General features: G+C 55.3%; 12 protein-coding genes, 1 tRNA gene and 1 pseudogene. 5 read left to right on the forward strand and 9 right to left on the reverse strand.

What is annotated here, in order from left to right; genetic code table 11:
• The first annotated feature begins 139 nt into the window (after window positions 1-139).
• Window positions 140-1,042, forward strand: a complete 903-nt coding sequence (locus HCZ23_RS17350) for a hypothetical protein (RefSeq protein WP_167603006.1) — start codon at window positions 140-142, stop codon at window positions 1,040-1,042.
• 75 nt (window positions 1,043-1,117) lie between these two features.
• On the opposite strand, the gene HCZ23_RS17355 is transcribed toward HCZ23_RS17350, so the two are convergent.
• Both HCZ23_RS17355 and gyrA read right to left on the reverse strand, forming a co-directional pair.
• Window positions 1,118-2,029, reverse strand: coding sequence for a hypothetical protein (locus tag HCZ23_RS17355; RefSeq protein ID WP_167603007.1), 912 nt, complete (start codon window positions 2,027-2,029; stop codon window positions 1,118-1,120).
• A 359-nt stretch (window positions 2,030-2,388) separates the two neighbouring features.
• Window positions 2,389-5,136 (reverse strand): DNA gyrase subunit A, encoded by a 2,748-nt coding sequence (gyrA, locus tag HCZ23_RS17360; RefSeq protein ID WP_167603008.1) that lies wholly within the window; start codon window positions 5,134-5,136, stop codon window positions 2,389-2,391.
• Between the two features lie 232 nt (window positions 5,137-5,368).
• On the opposite strand from gyrA, the gene HCZ23_RS17365 reads away from it, so the two are divergent.
• Window positions 5,369-5,656: an usg protein gene (locus HCZ23_RS17365; RefSeq protein WP_167603009.1), complete on the forward strand. Its 288-nt coding sequence runs from the start codon at window positions 5,369-5,371 to the stop codon at window positions 5,654-5,656.
• A 3-nt stretch (window positions 5,657-5,659) separates the two neighbouring features.
• On the opposite strand, the gene HCZ23_RS17370 is transcribed toward HCZ23_RS17365, so the two are convergent.
• The 4 genes from HCZ23_RS17370 to HCZ23_RS17385 are packed head-to-tail and all read right to left on the reverse strand — an operon-like array spanning window position 5,660 to window position 7,882.
• A complete protein-coding gene (locus HCZ23_RS17370) occupies window positions 5,660-6,571 on the reverse strand; it encodes a hypothetical protein (protein WP_167603010.1) in 912 nt (303 codons plus the stop codon).
• Between the two features lie 15 nt (window positions 6,572-6,586).
• The gene (locus HCZ23_RS17375) at window positions 6,587-6,772 is read right to left on the reverse strand and encodes a hypothetical protein (RefSeq protein WP_167603011.1); all 186 of its coding nucleotides are present in this window, start codon (window positions 6,770-6,772) and stop codon (window positions 6,587-6,589) included.
• Window positions 6,773-6,803: 31 nt separating this feature from the next.
• The gene (locus HCZ23_RS17380) at window positions 6,804-7,307 is read right to left on the reverse strand and encodes a disulfide bond formation protein B (RefSeq protein ID WP_167603012.1); all 504 of its coding nucleotides are present in this window, start codon (window positions 7,305-7,307) and stop codon (window positions 6,804-6,806) included.
• On the reverse strand, window positions 7,304-7,882 hold the full coding sequence (locus HCZ23_RS17385; protein ID WP_167603013.1) for a YqaA family protein: 579 nt from the start codon (window positions 7,880-7,882) through the stop codon (window positions 7,304-7,306). Before HCZ23_RS17385 ends, HCZ23_RS17380 begins: the two co-directional genes overlap by 4 nt.
• A gap of 152 nt (window positions 7,883-8,034) precedes the next feature.
• Here HCZ23_RS17385 and HCZ23_RS17390 point away from each other — a divergent pair, with 152 nt between their 5' ends.
• From HCZ23_RS17390 to HCZ23_RS17400, 3 genes are all read left to right on the forward strand, one after another.
• Window positions 8,035-8,898 carry a neutral zinc metallopeptidase gene (locus HCZ23_RS17390; RefSeq protein WP_167603031.1) on the forward strand — a complete coding sequence of 288 codons (864 nt, stop codon included), beginning with the start codon at window positions 8,035-8,037 and terminating at the stop codon, window positions 8,896-8,898.
• 118 nt (window positions 8,899-9,016) lie between these two features.
• Window positions 9,017-9,103, forward strand: a tRNA-Leu gene (locus HCZ23_RS17395).
• 1,325 nt (window positions 9,104-10,428) lie between these two features.
• Window positions 10,429-10,671 (forward strand): hypothetical protein, encoded by a 243-nt coding sequence (locus HCZ23_RS17400; protein WP_167603014.1) that lies wholly within the window; start codon window positions 10,429-10,431, stop codon window positions 10,669-10,671.
• A gap of 404 nt (window positions 10,672-11,075) precedes the next feature.
• Here the strand turns inward: HCZ23_RS17400 and HCZ23_RS17405 are convergent, their stop codons facing one another.
• The 3 genes and pseudogenes from HCZ23_RS17405 to HCZ23_RS17410 all read right to left on the reverse strand — a co-directional run.
• A complete protein-coding gene (locus tag HCZ23_RS17405; protein ID WP_167603015.1) occupies window positions 11,076-11,312 on the reverse strand; it encodes a hypothetical protein in 237 nt (78 codons plus the stop codon).
• A gap of 68 nt (window positions 11,313-11,380) precedes the next feature.
• Window positions 11,381-11,491 carry a hypothetical protein gene (locus HCZ23_RS18365; RefSeq protein ID WP_368487366.1) on the reverse strand — a complete coding sequence of 37 codons (111 nt, stop codon included), beginning with the start codon at window positions 11,489-11,491 and terminating at the stop codon, window positions 11,381-11,383.
• Between the two features lie 521 nt (window positions 11,492-12,012).
• Window positions 12,013-12,600: pseudogene (locus HCZ23_RS17410) on the reverse strand (calcium-binding protein); the annotation flags it as partial.

Genomic DNA, 12,600 nt, shown 5'->3' on the forward strand with positions numbered 1-12,600 from the left:
GAAAGGGAAAACTCGCGCGCAGATTTTATCCCACCTCCGCGTAGGAACCAGCGCCGCCCTGCGTATTCCTTTCATAGAGGCCGCCCTGAACGCCATGTCTGGGCACCGCACCTGCGCGCCATATCAAAGGAGACAGTTTATGAACCGCATCTTCACCACTGCCACGGCAGTCACCGCCCTCATGGCTGCCAGCGGAGCCTTCGCCGATGGGGTTGCCTACCGCTCCGTAAGTTTGATCTATTTCACCGAAGATAGCGCCGACCTCGAGGCTTTCCTGTTCGAGGGCGCGATGGATTATCAGCTTGGCCGTTTCATGCTGAGCGCGGCGACGACCTATTACGATGACGGTGATTTCGACGGGCGCAATTTCTCTGGCTCAGTCGGCTATGAAATCCTGCCCGGGCTGACCGGTTACGTCCACGTCACGACCCTCGACACGGAAATGTTCGAGGAGACGATCTATGGGTTGGGCGTTGATTACATTGGTGAAAACCTCGGGGTCGCGCTGCACTACGGCCAACAGGATGAGGCAGATAACGAGATCTATCACCTCTTGGGCTATGTCGAATTCGGGCCCTCGACCGCCTATGGCTCGATCTCGCGCGCCAGTGACGAGAATTTCTTTTTCGCAGGCTACGAATATGCCGTCGACACGCTTGATGTCGCCATCGGCACGGAATGGTCGGAAGAGGGCCTGGACGAGGGCAACACCTCCGTCATGGGGCATTACCGCTTTCTTGATCGCTACGAGATCATGGCGGGGCTGACCTCGGACAACGATGTGCTGCTGGAAGAAGGCTATCTCGACCTCGGTTTTGGCTATGCGCTCACCGAGGCTCTGACGTTGGAGGCCGCCTACACGACGACATTTGGCGAGGATAGCCCGGATATGGACCTTTTGACTCTGGCGCTGACCTTTAAGACCGGCCCGCATCGCGCCCGCGTGGTGGATCGCTACACCGATTTCGTGCGTGACACGACGAGCTACGCAAACAAGGCCTCGGGCATTGACCTCTATACGCCCGGCATGTCCTTTGAGTGATTGCCCTCAAATGCAAAAAGGCCCCGCGATTGCGGGACCTTTTCTTTTTATGCCTGATATTCAACGAGGGTCGGCTTAGAACAGGCCGACCATGCCCGGGCCGTAGAGAGGATCAAAGATATCGACAGGTTGAGCCTCAAACATATTGTTGCGGGATTTGTCGAAAAGATCGCTGACGCGGTCGGTCACGCGCGCGCGCTCGCCACCCATTTCGTAGGTCACGGAAAGGGAGAAAAGGTCCACATCGCCAGCATCGCCAAAGTTGGTGTCGTAACCTGCTTCGATGATCACCGCATCATTCACGGCATAGGTGCCGGAGATGCCATAGTAGCCGTCTTCGAACATGTCATCGTTTACGGTCAGCACGCTGGCTTTCACACCGAACTGGCCAAAGTTGTAAACGCCAGCGAAGTTGGAGAAGCCATCTTCGAAGCCATCTTCGGTGAAGAACGTGGAAGCGGACAGGCCAAACACATCAGCGTCAAAGTCATAGCCGAGCGCGTAAAGATCAAAATCACCATCGAGGGAGGTGTAAGAGCCAAACACGGTCGAAGCGCCGAAGCTGTAGTAACCGTTCAGGTTGTAGGTTTCGAAATCTTCGTCATCGAGGGTGGTGTATTCGAGAGCCACACCGAAGGCGTTGCCGATGTAATCCACACCCAGACCATAACCATATTCGGTGTCATCGGAGTCGAAGTCGAATGCGCCGAGTTTCACATAGCCGGTGAAGCCGGGGGTGATTTCATAGCCCACGGTGCCGTTCAGCGTGTAGAGGTTTTCGCCATCGAAATCCACGGCTTTCGCGGTGCCGGTGAAGGTGAAACGGTTGATCGCATAGTCAACATCACCTTGCAGGCGGAGCACGTCTACATCGTCGGCAGAGTAGTAGCTCAGCTCAGCAGAGCCGTAGGTGATTTCTTGGGCTTGGGCCGCGCCGGTGAGCGCAACGGTGGCGCCAGCGATCACGATAAAAGAAGTTTTGATCATAACGATTTCCCTTGTCTGTCGTAAATTCGTCGAGCGGAAATATACGCCCACCCCTGGCGGACCGGGAGGGGGATGCATCAAAGATTTTCCCCCTGTGACATATTGGTAATACGCACGAAATTGTGACAAATTCGGATTATTTTGTGTTCTTTTTCGTCATTTGTGGCATCGGCCGCAGTGAGGCCAACAAGACAGGGCGGCCCGTATGAACGCGACACCATGGCACCGTTCAACCGCAAAATCGAGATACTTTAGGGGGCAAACAAACGCGGAAGAGCGACAAAATCAACGTCAAACCATGGCATCTCAAAACAAAAAGGCCCGCGTGATGCGGGCCTTTCTCAATCAAGTTTCAGAGGTCAGGTTTCAGAGGTTTCCGTGTCCACATCTTCACTTTCCGCGATCCAGGCGACGGAAACGACCTCTTCGCCCTTGCCAGTGTTGAAAACCTTCACACCACCCGCGCCACGGGAGCGGAAAGAGATGCCATCCACGGGGCAACGGATCGACTGGCCTTTCGAGGTGGCGAGCATGATTTGATCCTCCATGCCGACCGGGAAACAGGCCACGATCGGACCGCCGCGCATGGTTTTCTCCATCGCGGTCACGCCCTGACCGCCACGGCCACGGACCGGGTAATCATGCGAGGACGACAGCTTGCCGATGCCGCCTTTGGTGATGGTGACCAAAAGCTCCTCGGCGGCTTTCATCTCTTCAAACCGCTCATGCGAAATCGAGCCTTCCGCGACCTCCTCGTCCTCATCCGTCAGCTCGGCCTCATCGGCGCCGACCTGTTGGCGACGCATTTTGAGGTAGGCTTGGCGCTCATAGCTTTCCGCCTCGAAGTGACGGATCACGGACATGGAGACGACTTCATCGCCTTCTTTGATCAACTTGATGCCACGCACACCGGTGGAGGAGCGCGAGTTGAACACACGCACATCAGGCACGGGGAAACGGATCGCGCGACCGCTTGACGTGACGAGCATCACGTCATCGTTTTCATCGCAAATCCGGGCGTTGATCAGGCGCGTGCCTTCATCCTCGCCCTCGAATTTCATCGCGATCTTGCCGTTCGACTTCACATTGGTGAAATCCGACAGGCGGTTGCGGCGCACCGAGCCTTTCGAGGTGGCAAACACGATCTGGAGATCGTCCCAATCCTTCTCGTCGCGGTCCACCGGCAGGATCGCCGCGATGGACACGCCCTGCGGGATCGGCAGGATTTGCAGCAGAGGCTTGCCCTTGGACGTCCGACCGCCCTGGGGCAGGCGCCAAGTCTTCATTTTATAGGCCATGCCGTCGTCGGTGAAGACCAGAAGCTGGGTGTGGGTGTTCGCGACAAACAAGGTCGTGATCACGTCCTCATCCTTGGTCGACATCCCCGACAGGCCCTTGCCACCACGTTTTTGCGCGCGGTAATCGGCCAGAGGCGTGCGCTTGGCCCAACCGGATTGAGTCACGGTCACCACCATGTCCTCTTTCTCAATCAGATCCTCGTCGTCCATATCGCCGGACCAGTCGACAATCTCGGTGCGACGCGGCACGGCGAATTGCGCTTTCACGTCGATCAGCTCGTTCGAGATGATCTCCATGATCCGCTCGCGCGAGGCGAGAATTTCGAGGAATTCCTTGATCTTGGCGGCAAGTTCTTGCAGCTCGTCGGTGACTTCTTTGACACCGATTTGGGTGAGGCGTTGCAGGCGCAGATCGAGGATCGCGCGGGCCTGAACCTCGGACAGGTTATAGGTGCCGTCCTCATTCGCTTTGTGGTTCGGATCGTCGATGAGCAAGATGTAAGGCAGGATTTCCTGCGCCGGCCAGCGCCGCTCCATCAATTTGATCCGCGCCTCGGAGGCATCGGCCGAAGACCGAATGGTCGCGACCACTTCATCCACGTTCGACACAGCCACGGCCAGACCACAGAGGATATGCGCCCGGTCGCGCGCTTTGCGCAGTTCAAACGCCGTGCGCCGTGCCACCACTTCTTCGCGGAAGGTGATGAAATGCTCAAGGAAATCGCGCAGCGTCAGTTGTTCCGGACGACCACCATTCAGAGCCAGCATGTTGCAACCGAAAGAGGTCTGAAGCGGCGTGAAGCGGAACAACTGGTTCAACACCACCTCGGCGGTCGCATCGCGTTTCAACTCGACCACGACACGCACCCCATTGCGGTCGGATTCGTCTTGGATATGCGCGATGCCCTCGACGCGTTTCTCGCGCACCAGCTCCGCGATCTTCTCGATCATCGTGGATTTGTTCACCTGATAGGGGATTTCCTCGACGATGATGGCGTAGCGGTCTTTGCGGATTTCCTCGATCTTGGTCTTGGCGCGCATCACAACGGAGCCGCGGCTTTCTAGATAGGCTTTGCGAATGCCAGAGCGCCCGAGGATGGTCGCCCCCGTCGGGAAGTCCGGCCCCGGGATGATCTCCATCAACCGTTCGGTCGACACGTCCGGGTTCTCGATGAGCGCCAGAGTCGCGTCCACGACTTCGCCAAGGTTGTGCGGCGGAATGTTCGTCGCCATGCCGACCGCGATCCCGCCCGCGCCGTTGACCAGCATGTTCGGGAATTTCGCAGGCAGAACAGTGGGTTCGCGTTCCTTGCCGTCGTAGTTGTCCTGAAAATCGACGGTGTCTTTGTCGAGATCGTCCAGAAGCGCGCGCGCCGCCTTGGCCAGACGCGATTCCGTATAGCGCATGGCCGCGGGCGGATCGCCATCCATCGAGCCAAAGTTGCCCTGACCGTCGATCAGCATCAAGGACATGGAAAACGGCTGTGCCATCCGCACGAGGGCGTCATAGATCGCGCTATCGCCATGCGGGTGATAGCTGCCCATCACATCGCCCACGGATTTCGCGGATTTGCGGTAGGCCTTGTCGTGGGTGTAGCCGCCTTCTTGCATCGCAAAGAGAATGCGGCGGTGCACCGGCTTGAGCCCGTCGCGCAGATCGGGGATCGCGCGGGACACGATCACGGACATGGCGTAATCGAGGTAGGAGGTTTTCATCTCCTGCGTGATGGAGATTTTGGGACCATCCCAGGCCATCACTGGGCGCGGGTTTTCTTGTTCGTTTTCAGGGGTTTCGGGTGTATCGCTCACGTTGTCCGCCTGTTGTCTTTTGTGTGACGGGGAAGCCCCCCGTATCTCGTTGTGTCACACTCTACCCCATACCGGATATGGGGTGCAATGGCGGATGCTCTCATGCGGTGGCAGCCAGCGGACAAGACTGACAACATATTGTTTTCATTGACAGTTAACCAATCTGTGGCAGGATTTTTATGGGAGGCTCAAAAAAGGCCGAAAAACGGCCCCACCAACAGGAGACACGCACATGACACAAACTACGTCGCAAGACATGAGCGAAATGGAGATGATGCTCTCGGGCTACGGGCTCACGCTTGCGGAATTCACCTATCGGATGCCGGATCACCAAAGCGTGCTGAACACGTTTTCATGGCAGCTCTTCGATCTGGCACCGGATTACCCGAAACTCTTTAAATTCATCGAATTCTGGCAGGAGAATATCGAAGGTCCCTTGCACCACGTCCGCTTTACCCATCGCAAACTGATCGCGCCGGGCGAATGGCGCAATTGCGTGGGGGAGTTCACGGTGCATTGAGGGTCAGTTGTGAAACGCCTTTCGGTCCGGCCAGAGGGTTTTCAGGACCGATTGGCGTATGGCTTGAGCCAGCGGGTCATCGAAGAGGCCCAAAGCGGCTTTGGCATCTGTACCCGTCAGCCAGCCGTCATTGATCCGCCATTTCTGGCAAAACAGCCTGTTGATCTCTTCTTTGCGAAGCCATTCAACGGCGCGTTTGGCCTGATCTTCTGAAAGGATCGGACCGAGACGGGCATATGGCCCAAACTCGCGTGCTGTCTTTTCTTGGGCTGCTTTGGCCCGCGCGATGTGATCGGCAAGATCTGTGTCAGAGACCGCCATCAGCCCCTCGATCTCCTGACGCGTCTCAATCGGCAGGGTCTCCGCACAGAGCCGGGCCGCTTCGAGAAATCGCGCGTTTGACGAGAAATCGACCAGCTTTCTTGCCACCGTCAGCCGCCAAAGCACATCTTCTGCCGCGGCATTCCATGTGCCACCGGACACAAGTCCGAGCCGCTCCAAAAGATCGAGCAGATGCGGTGTTGCGAAGGCCCGGAAGTCGCCATGCGCATCGACAAGGTTCGGAGGCGGCACTGGTGGGGCGTCGAGACGTGTCACGTTGAACATGGTCCTCCCCGAACCTTGATGAGGAGATGGCGCCGTCTGAAAGGACAGGAGATCGTTCTGCACTGCCAGCCCCAAAACAACGGCACAGAGATCGTCCCATCGCGGCAAGTTTTCAGGGGTGATCTGCGCTTGGGGAGCGGCGCCCCAAGGGGTTTTCTCCGCCACACCAAGCGCGACCAAAGTCTCGCAGCCAGCCTCATAGCTGCTCATCGCCTTGTCACTCCAGCCCGGTCTGTCCGGGTCTCTGGGCAGAGTTTCGGTTAGAAACGCCGTGGCGGTTTCAACCCAGTCAGGTGCTCCGGCGGTCATGGCCAAATGGGAGCTTCAAAACCGCTTCAACAGCTTTTTGAGAGGCGTGGTCGCATCGCCGGTCTGGCTGTCCTTCGACACTTTGCTGAACCTCTGGCGGAGTGCTTCGGCGCGGGCGTCTGCCAAGGTGCCGCCAACCCGCTTGCGCGCGCGACGCGCGGTGGGAAAGGGGATGACGGAGGAGCTCTTGCGGTGTTTCATAAGGCAAAGATGGGGTGGATTTTTCCCGATCTCAAGCCGTTTTCGCCGCTTTTCTCCAGGCAATGACCCAAAGTGCCGCAAAAATCAGCGAAAAAATGGCATTCCAGCCCGCCATGGTGATGCCAAGCCCCCAGGTGTCCCAGACGATCTCGTCGCAGAGCACCAACCCCGGATCGCCTGCGCCGCCGGGCAAAAGATCCATGCCGGACAGGCCCGCCAAAGCGTCGCCGGAGCCGGTACAAGACGAGGGACCCGGCCACCATTTTTGCTCCACGCCCGCGTGGTAAAGGCCAAGCCCTGCGGAGATCAGCATGGTGAGCATCCCCAAAAGCGTCAGAACGCGCAGCCGCACCACCATGAACAGCACCCCGATCGCAACGGCGATGGCATGCGGCCAGCGCTGCCAGATGCACATGGGGCAGGGCGCAAAGCCCACCGCCTGAAATACGAAAGCGCCCGAGAGGATCGCCAGAGATCCGACGGAGGCGGCAAGGGCAGGTTGGAGGGCGGCAAAATCGGAGGGAGCTTTGGTCATAGGTATTTCACGGCATAGAAGCCGCCTAGGAAGATGACGATGAGAAGGGTGAAGACGAGGCCCAGACGGCGCTCGATAAAGTCGCGGATCGGGTCGCCGAATTTCCACAACAATGCCGCGACGACAAAGAACCGAAGCGCCCGCGCCGTGATCGAGGCCACGATGAAGACCGGCAAGGAAAGCTGTGTTGCGCCCGACATGATGGTGATCACTTTGTAGGGGAAGGGCGTCACCCCCGCGATCAACACGGCCCAAGCGCCATATTCGTTATATTTGACCGCGAACTCGTCGAAATAGGCGTCCTTGCCATAGAATTCCAACACCGGACGGCCCAGCGTTTCAAAGGCGCCATAGCCGATCCAATAGCCCAACATGCCGCCCAAGACGGAGGCCACGGTGGCAATGCCCGCGATCTTGAAGGCCTCGCGCGGGCGGGCGACGATCAGCGGGATCATCAGGATGTCAGGCGGGATCGGGAAGACCGAGCTTTCGATAAAGGCCACCACAGCGAGCGCCCAAAGCGCATGCGGACTTTCGGCCAGGGACATGGTCCAGTTGTAAAGCCGTCTGATCATCATCGTCCCTATGTGCTGGCATTTGCCTCTTTAGGCCCCATTCCTGTCGCGGGGTCAAGCTCACCCCAAGTCATGAGAGGCGCTTTGACCTTGTCCAGTCGGTTCCTGACGATATTGTGAGCACAGGTTTATCTATGCAGAGGGTGGTTGCGATGAAATGGCAGGGGCGGCGCGGGTCGCGCAATATCGAGGACCGGCGGCGTGCTGGTGGCGGTGTGAGAGGCGGCAAGGCCGTCGGCGGTGTCGGCGGCGTCGGGCTTTTGGCCATTGTCGTGATTGGGTATTTCCTCGGCGTCGACGTGACGCCTTTGCTCGAAGGCGCGGGCGGCATTACCAGCTCCTCGCAGACGGTCGAGATCACCCAAGCCGATGAACAGGCGGCGCAATTCGTCTCCGTGACGCTGGCGGACACGGAAGAGATTTGGACCGAGGTGTTCGACAGCCAACTGGGCGGCGAATATATCCCGCCCATTCTCGTGCTTTATAAAGGCGTGACACAAAGCCCCTGCGGGTCGGCCTCTGGCGCCACCGGGCCGTTCTATTGCCCCGGCGATCAAAAGGTCTATCTCGACACCGCGTTTTTCACCACCATGTCCCGGCAATTGGGCGCGGGCGGCGATTTCGCCCAGGCCTATGTCGTGGCCCATGAGGTGGCACACCATGTGCAAAACGAGCTGGGCATCCTCGGCCAGGCCAACGCCTATCGCGCCAAGGCCTCTCAGGCCGACAGCAACGCCGTCTCGGTGATGATCGAGCTTCAGGCCGATTGCTTTTCCGGCATCTGGGCGAAGATGGCGGATGAGAAATTCGGCTCCGTCGAGCATGGCGACATTCGTGAGGCTCTGAACGCGGCCAAACAGATCGGCGATGACACCTTGCAACGGAATGCCGGCCGCGTGCCGCAGCCACACACCTTTACCCATGGCACCGCCGAGCAGCGCCAGCGCTGGTTCGCGACGGGGTACAAGACCGGGGCAGTTGAGGCCTGTGACACATTTTCTGCCGACAGGCTTTAAGTCGTGACCTTGGCGCATGGGACAGGACCGGATTTTTTCAAAAACCGCGTCGATCCCTCTGGACGTCGCCCGCGCGCTTCGCTAAACGCCTTTTACTGCGCAGCTTTTGCGGCGCTCTGCCCGTGTGGTGGAATTGGTAGACACAGGGGATTCAAAATCCCCCGGCTTAACGGCCTTGCCGGTTCGAGTCCGGCCACGGGTACCAATTGAATCAAGGAGCTATCCACCAAGCTCCTGCTCTGTGAAGGGTGTGTGTGAAAGTTGCTTACACACTTTCCCGTTTCATTCAGCTTTTGTTCTGCTTTATGATTTGTGTTGAGTTTTGAGTAGAAATTGGGGCGGAGAAGGTCGGCTCAGGGCCGATAGAGACGTTCCTTCAGTTTGGTTGGGAAGCTGTCATTTGCTGTACTGAGCATGAATAGCCTCAAAAGGGCTGATGTCGTTTCTAAAATTTGCATCTCAATTACTTTTTATTAACCAACCAGCGCTTAAGCTGAACTTGGCTCAAGCAGTGCCCACTAAACTTATCAACTTACCAAACCTGAAGCTTTATAATTTCTGAGACTGAAAGAACTTTGATTGCGTCTGCGTCGAAGTTTTTCGGTATGCAACGAGTTCCCCTTCAAGTTGAGTAACGACTTGTTAACCAACTTCTGTTCAAGTTGAGATCAATCGCGGAAAGAAAAACAATGAGCCGGCAAAAAGTTTTTCTTGTAGTCGTTTTGATATACGGGCTGGTCGACTCCTCCCTTTTTGGTCGGCAGACAGGTCGCTGTTCAGCCCTTTGCGAGCATCGCGACATATCTCAAGCTTGTAATTGGTACTGGTTTAGCTGTGTTCATTTATAAAGGTATTTGGGGGAGGGTAACCGATGACGATCTCTGCGCATCCAAATTTGAAGAGCGTCTACTCAGATGCTTTGGTCCTTAGCCGGGACGAAACCCAATCGCTCAATATGCGCCGAGCCGCATTGCGACTTGTTTTGGCTATCCGTATGGAAGTTGGCGAAGACCGTTTGACTGAAAAGTTGGCTTTCGATCAAAGGAGCTGTTACACGGCTCTAGATCGGGTTCCTTTTTCAAAATGATTTCCACAAGATAATCCACATGTAATTTTGGTTCCCAAGCGTTTTGTTAATTAATCGGTAACCAATTTAAACGAAACCTTGCGCAGAATTAGACTGTGGAGGATGTATGTTTAAGATGTTGCAAAGTACTGACGCAAATTGGTTGGGCACTCAGAGTAATTTTGCAAACGGCCTCCGTTTCATTCAGGCTCATCCCGAAGTTGAGTGGTTGGGTGTCCGCAACATTACATCGGTAACCCTGTATCGTGCCGCAGGCTAAACTTCGTTTCCCCAAATAGCTCTCTAACAAATGCCAGCGGAAGCGCCTGAAAATGGTGGTTTCCCGCCGTATCTAGCCTGGCAAAGAGCGAGAAATCGCGCACGAAACCGCCCATATTCTTCAATTAACTTTTTGTTAAGGGACTCGGCGCGCAATAGACCTATCCCAAACACGGAGGCCCACCGTGAATATTCAGACGCTTTTACTGACCAACCCTCTTCAAGAAGGGGCAGAGAAGGATCAACAGAACCCGTCTCCTTCACCGCTGCGAATTGAGTTGGCAACTTACCGCAACCAGCTCTTAACGGCATTTTCTGTCGCCGACATTTGTGGATTCGAAGCTACGAAAATGGCTTTGGCTGAAATGCTACGCGAGGTGGAGGAGGAACTTAGAGACGTGAGGAAGCGAGAACAGCAGAAATTGTAAACGGTCGCCGCACTGATTGCGGAGTTGATGACGTCAGCAATGCCTTTTCTGAAAGACAGCTTTCGCTATGGCCAAATACTGATCCCGAGCCGTTCGTCTACTTTCTTGACCGAATAGCCCCGCTCCGTGACTTACGCCACCGTGTCGAACTTGAGCTCATCTGACTAGCGAATTTGCTCTGACATTTGCGTCTTCCTTGACTTTTAAAGTTACTAAGCAAAGTGTCTAAAAAGTCTAGGCGCACCTTAGTCCAAGCAGGGATCAATCAAAGAAAATCAGGCAATGAGCAGGCAAAAAATCTTGTATTCTTTTTGATATTCGGGCTGGTCGGCTGCTCCCCTTTGGTCTGCAGACCCATAGCTTTTAACCGCATTACTTCAGAGTGCTAGGCGCCGATTAAATAATTATTCGTAACTTTCTGCTAAGCTAGAAAAAAGACAATCAGGAGTAAGCGTGCGGAAAGATAAACCTACAAAGGCGAGCCAACGCCGCCACCATGAATTGTTTCTTTTGCTCATGGAGTTTGATTTTGACAATCCTGTTTTTCCAGTCAAAAGGATATCAAAAGAACCTAGCATGAAGGCGGAAATAGCGCTAATATTCCAGAGAGACAAATTTATTTTTTGAGCGAAGGTTTCCATCGTAAGATGGATTGCACCATCTTTTTGGACAGGTTTGCAGCGTTTCTAAGGTGTATCGGGTTTAGATTTCATGCTGCTTTCTGCTCTTCCAAGCCCGGCCAATATGCGTCGTCTGGCGTCTGCCGATCAAGTGCGGAATGAGGCCGCGAGGTATTATTGAATGCCATCCAATTCTTGATGACGCGTCGAGCCTAGAAGCCGTCGGTGATCACTTCGAGGTAGCCGCCTACTGCTTCAGCAACTGCCACAGCCGTTCGGATGAAGATGTTATCGAGGTATCCACCGTCCGTCGCGATGTGCACGCCTGCGTGGATTAGCGTCGTGATCCAGGACGATCCGGTGAACTGCGATCCTTGATCTGTATTCATAAACTCGGGTGGACCGTATTGGGCGATGGATTCGTTTAAAGCCCCCACGCAGAAGTCCGCGTGCATCGTGTTGCTTAACCGCCAGCTCAGTCAGCAGCGGTTTCCTCGCCCTGCAAGGCCTCCGGTGCGACCCTCGCTTTGAACTCGGGCGCATGCTGTTTGTGTTTCGACATCTCTGATCTCCTTCGAGTTGAAGATCAACAAATTTCAAATCGTAGCTTATGTCAGTGTCCGAATTTCGGAGGTAGCTTAGAGATGCTCTAGATTTGTAGACGCTCTGCTCTTACGTTTTTGCGGAAACAAAAGATGCAAATCCGCGGGCACTTCATACTCTAGAAAATAAAGCATTCTTCTGTGATACTTAGGGGGTCGACACCCTCCAAAGTGATGCTGCCGGAATTGCCAATTTCAAAATACGCATTTCCCTGATCGTCTATTGCAATTGCGAGGTCTTCGATCCCCTGTAGATCATACGAAGAAAGATCGATTAAATCCCCATCGCTTGCCGAAAAGTCTGTTATAGTGTCATCTGAGATATGATCATTAAAAACAAAGATATCAGCTCCTTCGCCGCCGAAAGCGATATCGTCGCCCCCACCGAGATGAATTATATCGTTGCCAGCATCTCCGTAAATCTCATCATTCCCATAACTGCCGTCCTGTGTGTCATCGAAAAAAACATCGTCGCCCTCTCCTAAGTGTACTTCGTCGATCCCACGTCCACCTATGACGACATCGTTTCCAGCACCTGCAAAAATCGTGTCTGAGTAACTACCTCCGTCAATTACGTCGTTTCCGTCGCCGCCGACTAAATAATCATAACCGTCCCCACCAGAGATGTAGTCATCCCCGTCATCGCCATGGATAATATCGTCTTGTGAGCCGCCCTCGATGTAATCATTTCCATTGCCGCCATAGAG

Origin of the sequence: Celeribacter sp. HF31, assembly GCF_011806455.1 — a bacterium.
GTDB lineage: Bacteria > Pseudomonadota > Alphaproteobacteria > Rhodobacterales > Rhodobacteraceae > Celeribacter.

What these genes read in the sequence shown, in the direction of transcription:
- HCZ23_RS17350 (WP_167603006.1), top strand. Translation starts at nt 140, where the DNA reads ATGAACCGCATCTTCACCACTGCCACGGCAGTCACCGCCCTCATGGCT.
- HCZ23_RS17355 (WP_167603007.1), bottom strand. Translation starts at nt 2,029, where the DNA reads ATGATCAAAACTTCTTTTATCGTGATCGCTGGCGCCACCGTTGCGCTC.
- HCZ23_RS17380 (WP_167603012.1), bottom strand. Translation starts at nt 7,307, where the DNA reads ATGACCAAAGCTCCCTCCGATTTTGCCGCCCTCCAACCTGCCCTTGCC.
- HCZ23_RS17365 (WP_167603009.1), top strand. Translation starts at nt 5,369, where the DNA reads ATGACACAAACTACGTCGCAAGACATGAGCGAAATGGAGATGATGCTC.
- HCZ23_RS17390 (WP_167603031.1), top strand. Translation starts at nt 8,035, where the DNA reads ATGAAATGGCAGGGGCGGCGCGGGTCGCGCAATATCGAGGACCGGCGG.
- HCZ23_RS17370 (WP_167603010.1), bottom strand. Translation starts at nt 6,571, where the DNA reads ATGACCGCCGGAGCACCTGACTGGGTTGAAACCGCCACGGCGTTTCTA.
- HCZ23_RS17385 (WP_167603013.1), bottom strand. Translation starts at nt 7,882, where the DNA reads ATGATCAGACGGCTTTACAACTGGACCATGTCCCTGGCCGAAAGTCCG.
- HCZ23_RS17405 (WP_167603015.1), bottom strand. Translation starts at nt 11,312, where the DNA reads ATGGAAACCTTCGCTCAAAAAATAAATTTGTCTCTCTGGAATATTAGC.
- HCZ23_RS17375 (WP_167603011.1), bottom strand. Translation starts at nt 6,772, where the DNA reads ATGAAACACCGCAAGAGCTCCTCCGTCATCCCCTTTCCCACCGCGCGT.